Genomic DNA, 16,019 nt, shown 5'->3' with positions numbered 1-16,019 from the left:
GGCGCGGTTATGCCAATGACTGGCACCTCGTCCACCTTGGCCGCTTTGCTTTGGGCGGGTTTGGTCTGGTCATGATCGAGGCAACAGCCGTTTCGCCGGAAGGGCGCATCACCTATGGCGACCTTGGCCTGTGGGAGGACGCACAGATTGCTCCCCTCCGCCGCATTGTTGACTTTCTGCACGATAATGGTGCTGCGGCGGGTATACAGCTTGCACACGCGGGCCGGAAAGCTTCATCTCCGATACCGTGGCGCGGCGCCTTTACAGAAACGCAAGCAGAGAGGACAGCGCTGGGCTTCGCGAGCTGGACGCCAGTAGCACCTTCGGCGGAACGACACACTCCAACCTATGCCCTTCCAGAGGCTCTGGACGAAGCGGGCGTTGCACAGATTGAGAACGCCTGGATTGATGCCACCCACCGAGCAAATTCGGCCGGCTTTGACATGATCGAGCTTCACGCCGCACATGGCTATCTCCTCCACCAATTCCTGTCGCCACTGGCCAATAAGCGCACTGACAAATACGGCGGAAGCCTTGAAAATCGGATGCGGTTTCCACTGTCAGTTGCAAAGGCAGTGAGAATGGCATGGCCGGTGCAAAAACCCGCCTTTGTCCGTATTTCAGTGACCGACTGGCTCGAAGGCGGTCTGGGCGTCGACGAAAGCATTGTCTATGCCAGGGAACTCAAGACGTTGGGCTATGATGTCATTGACTGTTCATCAGGCGGTTTTGATGGCGCCAGGGCTCCCGTGGCTCCCCTTTATCAGGTACCGCTTGCAGCTGCCGTCCGGCAAGGTGCAGACGTGCCAACCGCTGCGGTAGGTTTGATCACAAGCGCAAGAGACGCCAGCCAGATCATCGACACTCAACAGGCTGATCTCGTGGCCTTGGCCAGGCAGGCCCTCGATGACCCCAACTGGCCGCTTCACGCCATGCGCGAACTGCAAATTCCGGACAGCTATGCAGGCTGGCCGCTCCAGGCGGGTTATGCCGTGCGCAACAAAGATCGTGCGCTGGGGATCACTCCTTGAGATTCACGGCCACTGCACCACGCGCGGCGGCCTTGAGGCAGAGATACTCCATCACCAGTGAGGCAGCAGCCAAAGCCGTGATTTCGGACTGGTCATAAGGGGGAGATACCTCAACAACGTCCATCCCGACGAAATTGATGCCAGCCAAGCGCCGGATGATGGAGGCTGCCTGGTGGTAGGTTAATCCACCGGGAATGGGCGTACCGGTTCCTGGCGCTGCGGATGGATCGAGACAGTCAATATCGAAGGTCAGATAGGCCCTATGAGTGCCGACGATCTCCTTTACAATAGCGGCGACCGCTGCTGGTGTGCTGTCATGAACCTCGTCGGCGTAGACGATACGAAACCCATAGGTTCGCTCACCAGCAAACACCGTGCGTATTCCGATTTGAACCGATTTCCGCGGATCGATCAGGCCCTCCTGCACCGCATAGCCGAACATGGTACCATGGTCGATCCGCCCACCATCATCAGGCTCCACATCCCGATGCGCATCGAAGTGTACGAGCGACAACGGCCCATGCTTCCTGGCGTGCGCACGCAACAAGGGATACGTGACGTAATGATCACCACCAAGCGAGATCATCTCTGCACCCGAGGCAAGAATTTCCGATGCATGACGCTCCAACTGCTGCGGAAACTCGTCCTTTCGACCCCAGTCGAAGAAGCAATCACCGTAATCTACAACAGCTAGCGTGTCGAAAGGATCAAAGTTCCAGGGCCAGAATGGTCCCCATGCGTTCTCAGCTGAAGCCCTCCGGATTGCTTCCGGACCCAGCCGCGCGCCAGCACGATGGGAGGTGGCCTGGTCAAATGGAACACCCGTCACCGCAATATCGACACCTTCGAGTTGGCGTGTGTACCTGCGGCGCATGAACGACAGCGCTCCCGCATAAGTAGGCTCCCACTGCGTGCCTTTGAGTTTATCACGACGAAACGCATTGTCGCCTGGCAGGGGGCCGTTTGGATTCATCTCGAGGGACATGTCCCTACTCCGTCAAAACGATGGAATCTTCAGGCGCCCAATGCGCCCATACAGCCTGCCCACGCTCCACTCCTGCACCACCTACCCTACGATCATTCTGGACATTCACCGAAAGGTTTAAGCCTTCACCTGTCTCTATGGTCAGGTGACTGGTATCACCATAGTAGGCTATAGCCTGAACCCGACCGCGCACACGAATGCCACCAGGCGGCTCACCGAGCGATATCTTGAGCTTTTCAGGTCTTACTGCAACAACGATCTGGCCGCCGACCAGTCCGTCGCTCACCAGCTCGAGACGGCCTAGCCCGCGTGCCTCACAATCCAGCTTGCGGCCGATCTGCCTCAACACCCGCGCTTCAACCAAATTCACTTTTCCAATAAAATCAGCAACGAAACGGTTTCTCGGTCTTTCATAAAGCTCAGCCGGCGTTGCCACCTGCTGCACGGCACCCTTGTCCATCACCGCTATCCGGCTGGCCATCGACAGCGCTTCGTCCTGATCATGGGTCACGATGATGAATGTGATGCCAACCGTTTCCTGAAGTCGCGTCAACTCCATCCGCATGTCGTCACGGAGCTTTGCGTCGAGCGCAGAAAGCGGCTCATCAAGAAGAAGCACTTTTGGCCGCTTGACGAGAGCCCGCGCCAGCGCCACGCGCTGCCGCTGACCGCCAGACATCTGATCCGGCTTACGGCCAGCCAGTTGCTGCAACTTCACCATCTCCAGCGCCTCACCGACACGGCGCCGGGTCTCGTCAGTCGGCACGCCTGTCACTTTCAGTCCATAGGCAACGTTTTGCTCGACGGTCATGTGCGGAAACACAGCGTAGGACTGAAACACCATGTTGGTCGGACGCCGGTTTGGCGGCGTAAAGGCCATGTCCTCACCCCCGATGACGATTTGTCCGGCGGTCGGTGTTTCGAGACCAGAAATCATGCGCAACAAGGTCGTCTTGCCGCAGCCTGACGGTCCAAGCAGGGCAAAAAACTCATTCTGCGCGATGTCAAGCGAGACGTTGTCAACAGCTGTGACCCCACCCGGAAAAGCTTTCGTGACATTGCGAATTGAGACGATGATGTCGGACATATCCTCTAACCTTTATCCGCCTTCGGCGGTGCCTGAAGTTTCATGGCAATGACAGTTGCAAGAACGGTGATGACAATGAGAACGGTCGAGGCTGCATTGATCTCAGGTGAAACACCCCGGCGTACCAGCGAGTAGACCTTGACTGGAAATGTAACGGTCTCCGGCCCCGACGTAAAAAAGGTGATCACAAAATCATCCAGCGAAAGGGTAAACGCCAGCAAGGCACCGGCTATGAGCCCTGGCTTCATGTAAGGGACGATGATCGACCAAAATGTTTGCCATTCGCTTGCCCCGAGATCCTTGGATGCTTCTTCCAACTGCCGATTAAAGCCAACCAGTCGTGAGCGCACGACGACAGCTACAAAGGGAAAACAGAACGTGACATGAGCGAAGATGATATTGCCGAGGTTGAGCGGCCATGGCAGATGGACGAAAAATTCCATCATGCCAGAATTGACGAAAAACAAAAGCAGGGCGACGCCCATGCAAATTTCGGGAATTACGATGGGCAGCGCCATGAATCCCTCATAGCCACCCTTGAATGGGAAACGAAAGCGCCAGAGAAGCAACGCTGCGAGTGCACCCAATATCGTCGCCAACATTGTAGCGATTAGAGCTATCACCAGCGAATTGCTAAGTGCCTCGATCAGGGAAGCGTTGTTCCACGCCTTGACGTAGTTGTCGAGCGTGAAGCCGCGCCACACCACGCCGCGTTTGTCGGTGTTGAACGAGAATGCAACAAGCGTGACGATTGGTGCGTAAAGAACAAAGAAAATTGCGCCAAACAACACCTTCAGCCAAACTCTGCTACCATAATCCAGAGGGCCCTGCCCCGGTTTGAGCCGAGCAGCCATCAGACGTCCACTCCCTTGCTGCGCAAACTGAATAGATAGCGCAGCGCCAGAGCACCAAAGGTCGCATACATCAAGAGGAATGAGAGAGCAGCCCCGAAGGGCCAGTCATTTGCAGCCTTGAATTGGCGCTCGATGACATTACCGATCATAAGAGCGTTGGCGCCACCAAGCAAGTCAGGCGTCAGGAACGAACCCAGGCACGGAATGAAGACAAGAATGATGCCAGAGATGATGCCCGGCATTGTAAGTGGTATCGTGACCTTGCGAAAAGTCTGGAACTGAGAGGCTCCAAGATCGAGGCTTGCCTCGAGGTAAGACCTGTCCAGCCGCTCAATGGTTGCATAGAGCGGTAACACCATAAAAGGCATATAAACATAGACAAGCCCAAAAATGACCGCGAAGTTGTTGTAGAGCATCTCGTAAGGGCCCAACCCGACAACTCCCAGTATCTTGTTGACGTAGCCCTGGGTACGAAACACTGCGATCAATGCATATGTTCGGATCAGAAGATTGATCCAGAATGGCAAAACCACCAGAAGCAGCAACAGCGGTTTCCAACGATCCGGCGCGAAGCAGATGCCAAAGGCAATTGGATAGGCAAAGACGAGGCACAATGCGGTGGCTAGAGCACTAACCCAAACCGACTTCCACATGATCCCAAGGTAGAGCGGGTCAACCGACCGGATATAGTTCCCGAAACCGGTCAGATAATCATAAGCCGTGATCGATACTTCGCCGTCTATGATCGCCTTGTCGCTGAATGACATCACGAACAAGAAACCGAGCGGGATGATGAAAAACAGCAACAGCCATAGCGACGGCGGCAGGCCCAAAGTCCAGAAAACACGCGGGTTCTGTTTCCATGACTCCACGATCGGCGCGCTCCCCCTCGATAGCTCCGTGGGAACCTAACCCACGCCAGACCGTCCGGCAACCCTTGGCTAAAGCCGGGCCAAGGCCCGGTCCACCGCCGCCACGGCGAGGTCTGCATGATCGCGCGTGAATACGATCGGCGGTCTGATCTTCAGGATGTTTGCGAACTTCCCTTCACTACCGATCAGGACACCCTCATCACGCAGGAGCGAAAGAAGTCGTGCGGTCTCCGAGGCGGCAGGATTCTTGTTGGCACGGTCTTTGACCAACTCTACTCCCGTAGCCAACCCTACGCCTCGCACATCGCCAATGATCGCATGCCGATCCATTAGGTCTCTCAACCCCTCGCGCAAGTAATTCCCGCAATGATAGGCGTTATCTACCAGCTCTTCGTCCCGGATCACATCGAGAACTGCCAGTCCAGCCGCGCATGAAACATTATTGCCTCCAAAGGTCGAGAAGAAGGGGCCGAACGACAGAAAATGAGATAGGATATCTGGCCGGGTTATCACCGCTCCGATCGGATGGCCATTCCCGGCTGGCTTGCCGATCGTGATGAAGTCTGGTTTGACCTTATGATGACTGTGACCCCAAAAGGCACTGCCCATGCGCCCAAATCCAGATTGGACCTCATCAGCAATGAAAAGTCCCCCCGCCGCTTGGACTTTCTGGACGATGCCAGCAAGATACCAAGCAGGAGCATCCAGCATACCGTTCGTCATGAAGGCGGAATCAATCATCGCCGCTGCAAGGCCGAATCCCTTCTGGAACAGATCGTCGATCAACGGATCGGCAAGGGCGGCATAGCGTTGGCCTGCATCTTTTTGTTCTGATCCGTAGGGGCCACGATAGGTATCAGGTGGCGGCAACAGTCTCACATGTGGCGCGTTCCAATGCCCCGGAGAATTGGACGGTGAAAAGGCATCGATGGCCTCGCTCACACCATGGTAGGCAAAATCCATCGCGAGTCCGCCGGTGCTACCGGTAAAGGCCTTGGCCATCCGCCAAGCCAGATCATTCGCCTCACTTCCCGAGTTGACAAACACAACGGCCGTGAGGTCATCGCCCGCAAGCTGTACAAGACGTTCAGCGTACTCGACAGACTGGTCGGTGATGTAACGTGTATTGGTACAGAGAATGCCAGCCTGCCGCGCAATCGCAGCCGTCACATAGGGATGGCAGTGACCGACATGCGGTACATTATTATAGCAATCAAGATAGCGCCGCCCATCGGAGGCGGTGAGCCACACACCCTCGCCTTTGATGATGTGCAGTGGTGGATCGTAGAAGACATAGAGCTTTTCACCCATCACGCGACGTCGACGTGCGATAGCATCCCCGAGAGTTGCTGGGTGGCGGGAAGGCTGGGCAGGAAACGCCGCCGCACGGCGTATTATACTGCGCAGCCGTTCAATGCCAAACTGCTCCAGAGCCCGGATCATCGGCAGACTTCGGCCGTTGAAACCTTCAAAGTATCCCTGGGGACTGATGCCATGAGCTCGCTTCAGCGCATCAATGAGCGGGGTCATCAATAGCCGCACCTGTATGAGGTCGACGAGCGCATCTGCCTCCGTTTCCTCAAGCGGTATTACACTGTGATAACCTTTCACCAGTGCAGTGATAGTCTCTTCTACCTTCTGGTCAGGTGACAGAAAGTCACTGGCAGCATTGGCAAGGTCGAGGATCAACGGGCCATGCACCATATCACCAAAGTCGATCAAGCCGCTTACCTGGCCATCAGCCTGTATGAGCACGTTATAGGGATGGATGTCGCCGTGAATGATCTGGCTTCGCATCTTGCGCATGGCAGGCGCAGTCACGCCCGCATGGAACGCCAGAATGCGGTTCGCCATATCTTGGTCCTGCGGGTCGAGACAGGAGATATATGGCGCAAGATGCGAAACACGCGAAGTGTCCCATACCAGTTCGCGCTGGGCTGGCGCACCACTGACGAAGCCACGAAGCGCGAGGCCAAGTCGCGCCAGCATTGACCCGAGTTCAAAGAGGCGTGGCGCGCGGAGCGTGCCTGTACCCAGCACCCTGCCCTCCAGCCATTCAAGAACCATGACCGGGTAATCAATGCCACCATGACTGAGCGAACTGAGCATGCTGCCATCACGGGCACGAACAAGGCGTGGAACCGGGAGCGACGGATCAACCGACGCAATGTGCTCGAGGGCTGCGGCCTGGCACTCAGGAATGGCCACACCTTCAGCTGGCTGACAAAGCTTGAGGATAAAGCCACCGCCTTCACCATGGCCAATCCGGTGATTGAGATCCCGCTCACCCTCCATCGGGGTCAGGTCGCCGGAGATGCCATAGAAGGCTTCAGCGAAAGCCCGAATCACGGCCTTCGGAACGTGCGGCGGGCGAAGTTCATCTAGCATGAAGCCATTCAGCCAAAAAGCAGGGCGGCTGCGAGTTTGACAGCCGCCCCGCACTCATTGTCAGGACGCGCGGATACGTGTCCAGATCTCGTCGCGTAGCTTGGTCGCTTCTTCACCAAGATAAAGACCAGGCTCGCATTTGGCGATGATCTCTGCGGGCGGGAAGACAACCGGATTGTTCCTGTAGTCTTCAGGCATCAGTTCCTTTGCTGCCTTATTGGCAGTGGCATACATGATGGTTTCAACAATCTCTTTGCCGGCTTCCGCATCAAGTACAAAATTCATGAAGGCGTGCGCATTCTCGGGGTGGGGGGCGCCTTTGGGAATCGCCAGAGTGTCCTGCCACAGCAGCGACCCTTCCTGAGGAACAATGTAATCAACATCGTCATCCTCTGCGATGATCTGTTTGATGTCACCATTCCACTCCTGACACAGCTTCACCTCGCCTGCCGCAAGCAGATCCTGACCGTTGTCATTGGCAAATACCTTGATGTTCTTCTTCTGCTTGATCAGAAGTTCCTCGACTTTCTTGAGTTCGTCAGGATTGGTAGAGTTCCACGAATAGCCAAGATATTTCAGCCCGCCCCCCAGCACATTCTGCTGGTCGCCAAGCAATGAGATTGCACCCGCATATTCGTTTGAATCATAAAGGACTTTCCAGCTGTCTGGCGTGCCGTTCACTGCGGACTTGCGGTAGCCTATTCCAAGCGTACCCCACATGTAGGGAATTGAATATTTGCGGCCGGGATCAAAGCTTGCATCTTTGAAGGGCTCATCGATATTTGTCATGTTTGGGATCTTTGCATGATCAATCGGGATTACCATGTCAGCCTTGATCATGCGTTCAAGCGTGTCGTTTGTCGGTACGATCACGTCATAGCCCGGGTTGCCACCCTTGAGTTTGGCAAACAATTCGTCATTGTCGGCGTAGAGATCCAGCTTGACCTCAACGCCCGTGGCATTGGTGAAATCAGTAAGGGTGCTCTCCCCGATATAGGTATCCCAGTTGTACAAATTGAGTTTCTTCTCTTCCTCTGCCAGCGAAAACCGAGGCAGAAAGGTAAGCCCGGCTAGGGCTGCAGCTCCCGACTTAATCAGCGAACGGCGATTCGGGCGATAACCCGGACGAAATCTCGGCATCTGACACTATCCCTCTCGGAAAATGTTGCACCGTCCGATTCCACCGCCCGGTGCGTTGACGGCTCGAAAACGTCTGTCAAGACTAACCACAACCAACCACGGCGCAACTGAAAAACGCGTAAGCTGAAGAGTTCAAGCGACTTCAGACTTGATGTCCGAATAAGTGGCGTCCAAGGCTACACGCGCCAGTTGCACAAGTCGATCAATCTCCTGTCGGCTGATAACCAGAGGGGGCGCCAGCACCATGGTATCCCAGCAGGCACGCATGATCAGACCGTTCCGTATGCTGTGGTCGCGGCAGAGGGTGCCCACACGTCCTGGTTTTAGGAAACGGCCGCGCCTCGCTTTGTCGTTCGAGAGCTCAATTGCACCAATAAGGCCCATGGAACGTGTTTCACCAACGATCGGGTGATCTCTAAGGGACGCCAGACCAGCAGCAAAGTAAGGGCCCAACTCACGGGTCCTGTCGACCAACTTTTCCTGCTCGATGATCTCAATGTTGCGGAGTGCCACAGCAGATGCCACAGGATGGCCGGCATAAGTCATTCCATGGTAGAACTCTCCACCGAGATCAAAAAAATCCCTAATGAGATGGTCAGCAAAGGCCACGGCACCGATGGGTAAATAGCCGGAAGACAAGCCCTTGGCCATCGGAACGATGTCTGGTTCGAAACCCATCGACTGAAAACCCCACCAGTTTCCGGTGCGCCCAAATCCGCAGATCACCTCATCGGAAATGATCAGGATGCCATACTTCCGGCAGATACGCTGGACTTCAGGCCAATAGGTGTCCGGCGGAATGATGACGCCACCTGCCCCTTGAATTGGTTCGCCAATGAAAGCGGCAACATTGTCGGGTCCCACTTCCAGGATCTTGCGCTCGACTGCCGAGGCAGCATCGAGGCCAAATTCTTCAGGTGTCTTGTCACCGCCAAAATCAAACCAATGCGGTTGCTGCACGTGATGGAAACCGGGCAACTCTGTCCCGACCTGCTCGTGCATGCCCTGGAAGCCGCCCAGGTTGGCAGCCACCATGGTCGATCCATGATAGCCTCGGATACGTGCAATGAAATGCTGCCGATAGGGCTTACCTTTTAGCTTCCAGTAATGACGGACAAAACGTACGATCGTGTCATTTGATTCAGAGCCAGAATTTGTGAAGAAGATATGCTTGAACCGTTCGGGCATGACGGAAGAGATCTTCGCAGCCAGCTCTGTTGTCGGCACAGTCGTTGATTTGAAGAAAGTATTGTAATAGGGCAGGTCAAGCATCTGTCGATAGGCGGCTTCCGCAAGCTCCTTACGACCATAACCTACGTTCACGCACCACAATCCCGACATACCGTCGAGAATCTTGTTTCCCTTTCCATCCCAGATGTAGATCCCGTCAGCCTGGGTCATCACCCGTGGGCCACCTTCCGCGTGAAAGGCCCGATGGTCAGTAAAGGGGTGGAAGTGATGTTCGATGTCGCGGCGGACGACCTCGGCGATATCGATGTTCTTGTTAAGGACGTTCATGGGGAAGTCTCCCGCTTGAAATGAAAAGCATGTCGCCCCCGCGTGGGAGCCAGGTTAATGCATCAGGCTCGGAAGAACTAGGGCTTGAAACCAATTCGAGCGCAACGGAGCATCACCTCGTCGTATGCGGTCTTGGTCCAAACGGGAAGTATCGCCCCTGAGATGGTCACATGAAAACACATTCGACCTTTATGCCATCGCAGATGAACCGAAGCAACTGCCTGAGGAAGGTCTGCGTCACTTCACTGTCGCGTTCCCGTTCCTGGGCTTGACCAGTGCTCCGGCCCACCGCGCAAGAGCAGGCGCTAGTGCCCAGGCCAAAAGGCAAACGATGAGGATGAAAACCGTTGCCACCGTCCCCAGTTCCACGATGCCGGGCCTGGATGACGTGACCAGTGGGCCAGCAGCCGCCGCGACCGCAAGAGGTGGAAGCAGAATGGCACGCCCAGGAAGTCCAGTTGCAGAAACAAGGGCGCCTGTTCGGGCAAGGCTTCGGGCCGAAAGCAGGGAACTGGCAATCAGCACCGCGATACCAGTGGTCATGGCAGCGAGCATTGCCACATTGAGGCGAATGCCAAGATAGGCAATTACTCCGGCCGTGAGCGTCAGAAAGGCGATGGAAGGTGCAACCGATACCAGGAATGCAGAAATGCTGCGGGTCGCCAAGAGCAGAACCATGGCCACGACACCAAGAGCCATGGCAAAGGCAAGGCTTGCCTCGTGATGAACGATTTCGTTCTGCACCAGCGACACAATGGGCTGGCCAGCCGCCTGAGGCACGGCACGGCGCACAGCTGCAGCGAATGAGAGCTCTCCCGTGCCATTGCGCGGCATGACCTCAATGCGCCAGATACCCTGCTCTGACACAAAACGTCGCAACAGGCGGGGCTCGAGATCGCTCACAGCTGGTGGCACAAGGACAATCAACCGTTCAGCCAGTTTCGACACGCTTCCCAGATCGCTGAACAGGGCCGCCTCCAATTGCTCGAGTGCAGTCTCTGACTCAGTGCTTGACTTGATGAAAAGGCTAACTGCACGGCGCAACCGAATTGCTGCGGCGCGCAACTCGGGCGCTGAGGCGGAAGCGTCGGCGATTACTGAGAGATGCTCCTGCAGTTCCACGAGGCTTTCACGCCGGGCAGATTCATCTACGGACTTGCGCGACATGGCCATAAACGGTGTGAAGGCCGCAAGACGCTTCAATTCAGAGATGTTTTCGGCTGCGTTGACGGGAAGGAATTGTTCGGCGGTACGGATCGCACCTACCTCTGGCAGAGCCGACAGGCGTGCCACCAGTTCGGACACCTGCTCTTGTGCGGCTAGAATATGCACCGAGCCGCGGGCATCTGGTGTTTCAAGAAGTGGAGGCGGCTTGGCAGGCAACTGGCTCTCGCCAAAGCGGATGGCAGGCAAGAAGACCGCGGAGAAGACAACTACTGCCAGCAGGAGTATCGCAACCACATCGTAGGAACGCGCCGAATAACGAGCCGCCTCCATGGCCTTTTCCTCAGTGAGCCAGTGCAGCGGAACTTCGGGCTCTTTGGACGCCGTAAACTGAAGAGCGGCTGGCAGCACAATAACCGACACTATCCAGCTAAGTGCTCCACCGAACAAGGCAATTGCCGCGAATTTATTGAGCGACGGCAACTGGCAAAACAGCCAGGCGGACCAGATTGCGGCAATAACAGCTATCGCAGCCGACACAAGCCCACCCTGGCGTTGGGCGGCCATCATCACCGCTTGCAGTGACGAAAGTCCCCGCATTCGCTCATGGCCGTAAGCGGTTGCCACAACCGAGCCTGAAAGCAGGACGGGCGAAAGCACGGCAAGTGCGAAAGACCAGGTTGCGCCATCAAGCGGCCCATCCATAAGAGCCACGGCAGCACCTGTCCCACTTAGCACAATCGCAGCGCATCCCATGACTGCCGCCGACTGCCGGAAAGACGCCAGGACCCCGGCCAGGAGCGTCGTCACAAGCAGAACGGACAGCGCTGCAGGAACGACGAAGTCTCGCAGTGTATTCGGTGCAGTGGCCAGTGCGCGGCGCGGCCACACCCAGCTTACGCCTTCCATGCCATTGGATGCCTGACGGGCAGCCACGGCGGCCTCACGTTCCATGCCGGGCCTTGGCGTGGCGAGAACATACCATCGCTTGGCCTGGACTTGACCATCGATTCCGGCAAGTGCAGACCACCGCAAGGGTCGTGACTTGCCTTTCACTTCTCCTTCAATGATGGACGACACGGCTTGCAGCACTGTTGCAAGGCCAGGGGGCGAGCGCCCCTGCTCAACGGCATTGGCGATTTCTGAAACCAGCGCCGTGAAGCCAGGCAAGTCCGGCGCAGCAGCAAGCGCATGGTAAAGCGGTTCCAGTTGCAGCAGGATATTGACCCTGGCACGGACATCTGCCACGTCCCGGTAAAGCAGTGCATTGCGTTCGTAGAATTCGCCCGTCCCTGGCACAAAGGCCGATACGAACAGCTTCGTCCTCTCACCGAGTGTAGCAGCAAGCGCTAGCGCCTGCTGGCGCGCAGTTTCCGGGTCGCCACTCGTGACGATTGCGAGGAATGTCTGCTCAACGCCAGGAAACAGCCGATCAAGCTCGGCCTGCCGGTCTGCGGTTTGCTCGTCAAGCGAAATGACTGGAGGCCTGTCTGGATCGATGCTGATTTTCATCAGAGCGAAGGCTGCGCAGGCAAGCCCGAGCAGACCGGCAACAAGCACGATGGTGGCGCTGCGAAGGGCCGCAAAGCGCGCCAGACGGGCAAACACATTGGGCCGCAGCTTTGGCCGCGCTCTACTGGCCATGTGCGGCCTGCCGCTCCAATGGGGTTGATCCCAAGTCATGATTTGCCGCGAATATCCCTTGCTGCCGACGTTGCGGATTCGTTCTGCCTCCGGCATCATAGGACAAAGCAATCTGAAAGGAAGAACCGCATGACGGCCCAACGCCCCGGCGGCAACCGTAACTGGCAAACCGAAACAACGGCCGTTCATGCCGGCGAATTCATCGATCCCGCCACCCGGGCGTCCTCACCCAACCTTGTGATGTCCGTCACCTTTGCGCCCGAGCGGCTCACAGGTTTTTCGGCCCGCGACGAGCAGGGCTACGAAGGCCATGTCTATGGCAGGGTCAGCAGCCCCACGGTGGCCCAGCTGGAAGCAAAACTGGCGGCGCTTGAAAACTCGGAAGCTGCCTGTTGCTATGCCTCGGGTGTGGCGGCAGCCCATGCCCTGATCTGCGGGCGGCTAAGCCGCGGAGACCATCTGATAATCCCCGATGCAAACTATGTGGGAATAGCCGAACTCGCGCGTGATACGCTTCCCCGCTTCGGCATTGATGTGTCCTATGTGGATCTCTCGAGGCCGGAAGAGGTAGTGGCCGCAATCCGGCCCAGCACACGCATGCTCTGGCTCGAGACGCCGGCCAATCCGACCATGAAGCTCTGCGACATCGCCCTACTCTCTCGACTTGCTCACGACAGGGGTGTGCGCGACGTGGCGGTCGATTCCACCTATTCCTCCCCAATCGGAACACAGCCCCTAGCGCTTGGTGCCGACTTCGTGGTGCATTCGCTCACTAAATACATTGGCGGTCATGGCGATGCCATGGGCGGTGCAGTGATCGGCCGCCGACAGGATCTTGAGTCTCTTCGACTTGAAGCGAACGTTCATTTTGGGGGCATCTTATCCCCCTTTAATGCATGGCTCATTCTGCGTGGCGCTGCAACACTGCCTATCCGCATGCGTGCGCATGAGGAGGCCGCACTCAAGGTAGCAAGCTTCCTTGAAGGCCATCCTGCCGTCAGCCGGGTTCTCTATCCAGGATTGCCCTCTCACCCTCAGCATGAACTGGCAGTCCGGCAGATGCGAAACTTCTCGGGAATGATGACCTTCCAAACCCACGCGAGGGGATCAGACATTGCGGCAAGCATGGTGAGCGAGCTTGAGATCATCCATTACGCTGTCTCTCTCGGCCATCACCGAAGCCTCATCTACTGGATCGGTACTGATGATATTCAGAACTCGACGTTTCGTCACGATGCGGAACAACGGCGTCGGTATCGCGAATACGCCGGAGATGGGGTGTTTCGGCTCTCGGTCGGCATTGAAAATGCCGAAGATCTGATCACCGATCTTGAACGCGTCCTATAGCGCAGCATGATGGAGCTAGAGATTGCTCCCGCCAGTCATAAAAAATTACTTTTCAATACAAAACAATACGTTAGGCGGACTCCTCTGAGTTCTTCCCGGCCTTCAGGCACGTCTCGTCAGACAAGTTTGATTGCAGGTACGGCAAGTCAGCCTTTCGACTGGCGCGCGACACCATCGTCCAGCATGTGGCGTCGGTATGCTCGCAGGCTTACCGGGATCAGCGCCAGATAGCCAAGGCTGATGACGGTAAGACATTCCCAAGGGTAGGCGATAAGCAAGATGACGGCCAGCACGGCAAAGGCCAGAACCGGCAGAACTCTGTCACCTGGAATGCGCCCGACATTCTTGCCAGAAAACGTAGGGATGCGACTGACCATGAGAAGCGCAACCACCACTACGTAGGGACCAATCACCAAGGCCCAGCGGTGGCCATCATCGATAACCCCAAGAAATCCGAGATAAAGAGGCAGCAGCGCCAGCGTGGCACCCGCCGGTGCCGGGGCCCCACTGAAAAACTGACTTGCCCAGGCTGGCCTTGCCGGATCGTCAAGCGCTACATTGAACCGTGCGAGCCGAAGTGCGCAACTCATGGCAAGCACCAGCGCAATGACCCAGCCCAACGTCTTGAGGGCATTAAGTGACCAAACATAAACAAGAATTGCAGGTGCTACGCCAAAATTCACAAAGTCAGCCAGCGAGTCAAGCTCTGCGCCAAAACGGGAGGTCCCCTTAAGAAGGCGTGCGAGACGGCCATCGACTGCGTCGAGAACGACGGCCAGCATCACGCTTGCCACCGCAAGTTCATAGCGCGCCTCAAGTGCGAAGCGGATCGCCGTGACGCCGCTACACAAGGCGAGAAGTGTAATCATATTAGGCAGAAGATAGCGCACAGGTACCATGCGGAAGCGTGGCTGACGAGTTCCACCGTCAAGAGCCTTGTCAATCCTGGCCGGACCGTCGTCCATCAACTGCTACGCCCCTGACGCTCTGGCTCGCTCGAGTTGAGATCGGCCAGCACCGTTTCACCCGCAATCGCGCGCTGGCCAATACAAACAAGCGCCCGAGCGCCGGGCGGCAGATAAACATCGACCCTGCTGCCGAACCGGATCAACCCAAATCGTTGTCCAGCCGAAAGATACTCGCCCTCGTTTACGAACTTCACGATACGGCGGGCGACCAGCCCTGCAATCTGGACAACACCCAGTCGCTGGCCATTGGGCCGTTCGAGCGTAAGAGCCTGCCGCTCGTTGTCGAGGGATGCCTTGTCAAGATCCGCATTGATGAACAGCCCGGGAACATAGGCAATACGACTGATTGATCCATCGATTGGCGAGCGGTTCACATGCACGTCAAAGACGTTCATGAAAACAGATATCCGGGTCACAGGCTCACGCGGCAGATCCAGTTCCACCGGAGGAACCGTCTCAATGATGGAACTGATGCGCCCGTCAGCTGGCGATATGACCAGCCCCTCGCGCAGCGGCGTGGTCCGTTCAGGGTTCCTGAAGAAATATGCGCACCAAGCGGTAAGCAGGACGCCCACCCAGGCCAGCACACCCGCGTGGAACCAGAACAGCAGAGCGGTCACGGCAACGAAGGCCGCAATGAACCTGTAGCCCTCAGGATGAACGGGCACAAGAACCCCGGAGATGGACTTGGCGATCGACATACGAGGCTTCTAGCTGTTTAACGCGGATTTGGAAAGCGGCGCGGAACCGATAAGGGCCTCGTCTTCGGCCTCCTTCAGGATTTCCCGCGCCTGTTCTGCCTGACGCTGACGGTTCCACATGGCGGCATAAAGCCCTCCAATGGAGAGCAACTCGGCATGCGTGCCACGCTCCACAACTTCACCCCTGTCGAGAACAAGGATTTCATCGGCATCAACAACGGTTGACAATCGATGAGCAATCACAAGTGTGGTGCGATTTTCCGACACCGTCTGCAATGCAGTCTGGATCTGGCTTTCGGTGAAGCTGTCCAGCGCCGAAG

12 protein-coding genes and 1 pseudogene are annotated in these 16,019 nt (G+C 56.7%); 2 read left to right on the top strand and 11 right to left on the bottom strand.

Features of this window, described 5'->3' with window-relative positions:
- A partial coding sequence (locus ACILRN_RS09560; RefSeq protein WP_395687699.1) for an NADH:flavin oxidoreductase/NADH oxidase occupies positions 1-1,031 on the top strand: 1,031 nt, incomplete at its 5' end.
- On the opposite strand, the gene speB is transcribed toward ACILRN_RS09560, so the two are convergent.
- From speB to ACILRN_RS09520, 8 genes are all read right to left on the bottom strand, one after another.
- Positions 1,021-2,016: an agmatinase gene (gene speB / locus ACILRN_RS09555; RefSeq protein ID WP_395687697.1), complete on the bottom strand. Its 996-nt coding sequence runs from the start codon at positions 2,014-2,016 to the stop codon at positions 1,021-1,023. The genes ACILRN_RS09560 and speB overlap by 11 nt on opposite strands.
- A gap of 4 nt (positions 2,017-2,020) precedes the next feature.
- On the bottom strand, positions 2,021-3,103 hold the full coding sequence (locus tag ACILRN_RS09550) for an ABC transporter ATP-binding protein (RefSeq protein ID WP_395687695.1): 1,083 nt from the start codon (positions 3,101-3,103) through the stop codon (positions 2,021-2,023).
- Positions 3,104-3,108: 5 nt separating this feature from the next.
- Entirely contained in the window at positions 3,109-3,957 is an 849-nt protein-coding gene (locus tag ACILRN_RS09545; RefSeq protein ID WP_395687693.1) for an ABC transporter permease, read from the bottom strand.
- Positions 3,957-4,829 (bottom strand): ABC transporter permease, encoded by an 873-nt coding sequence (locus tag ACILRN_RS09540; RefSeq protein ID WP_395687691.1) that lies wholly within the window; start codon positions 4,827-4,829, stop codon positions 3,957-3,959. The genes ACILRN_RS09545 and ACILRN_RS09540 overlap by 1 nt, the downstream gene beginning before the upstream one ends.
- A gap of 69 nt (positions 4,830-4,898) precedes the next feature.
- On the bottom strand, positions 4,899-7,217 hold the full coding sequence (locus ACILRN_RS09535) for an aminotransferase class III-fold pyridoxal phosphate-dependent enzyme (RefSeq protein ID WP_395687690.1): 2,319 nt from the start codon (positions 7,215-7,217) through the stop codon (positions 4,899-4,901).
- A 60-nt stretch (positions 7,218-7,277) separates the two neighbouring features.
- Positions 7,278-8,357, bottom strand: coding sequence for a PotD/PotF family extracellular solute-binding protein (locus ACILRN_RS09530; protein WP_395687688.1), 1,080 nt, complete (start codon positions 8,355-8,357; stop codon positions 7,278-7,280).
- A gap of 132 nt (positions 8,358-8,489) precedes the next feature.
- On the bottom strand, positions 8,490-9,824 hold the full coding sequence (locus ACILRN_RS09525) for an aspartate aminotransferase family protein (RefSeq protein WP_395687701.1): 1,335 nt from the start codon (positions 9,822-9,824) through the stop codon (positions 8,490-8,492).
- 288 nt (positions 9,825-10,112) lie between these two features.
- Complete coding sequence (locus ACILRN_RS09520) at positions 10,113-12,683, bottom strand: hypothetical protein (protein WP_395687687.1); 2,571 nt, start codon at positions 12,681-12,683, stop codon at positions 10,113-10,115.
- A 129-nt stretch (positions 12,684-12,812) separates the two neighbouring features.
- On the opposite strand from ACILRN_RS09520, the gene ACILRN_RS09515 reads away from it, so the two are divergent.
- Positions 12,813-14,030, top strand: a complete 1,218-nt coding sequence (locus ACILRN_RS09515; protein ID WP_395687685.1) for a trans-sulfuration enzyme family protein — start codon at positions 12,813-12,815, stop codon at positions 14,028-14,030.
- A 146-nt stretch (positions 14,031-14,176) separates the two neighbouring features.
- Here the strand turns inward: ACILRN_RS09515 and ACILRN_RS09510 are convergent, their stop codons facing one another.
- The 3 genes and pseudogenes from ACILRN_RS09510 to ACILRN_RS09500 form a co-directional block, all read right to left on the bottom strand.
- The gene (locus ACILRN_RS09510; RefSeq protein ID WP_395687683.1) at positions 14,177-14,995 is read right to left on the bottom strand and encodes a CDP-alcohol phosphatidyltransferase family protein; all 819 of its coding nucleotides are present in this window, start codon (positions 14,993-14,995) and stop codon (positions 14,177-14,179) included.
- Positions 14,995-15,699 (bottom strand): phosphatidylserine decarboxylase, encoded by a 705-nt coding sequence (locus ACILRN_RS09505; RefSeq protein WP_395687681.1) that lies wholly within the window; start codon positions 15,697-15,699, stop codon positions 14,995-14,997. The genes ACILRN_RS09510 and ACILRN_RS09505 overlap by 1 nt, the downstream gene beginning before the upstream one ends.
- Before the next feature lie 9 nt (positions 15,700-15,708).
- Positions 15,709-16,019, bottom strand: a pseudogene (locus tag ACILRN_RS09500) (metal ABC transporter permease); the annotation flags it as partial.

This window comes from Aestuariivirga sp. (genome assembly GCF_044238155.1).
Taxonomy (GTDB): domain Bacteria; phylum Pseudomonadota; class Alphaproteobacteria; order Rhizobiales; family Aestuariivirgaceae; genus Aestuariivirga.
This window is presented reverse-complemented; position numbering and strand designations above follow the sequence as displayed.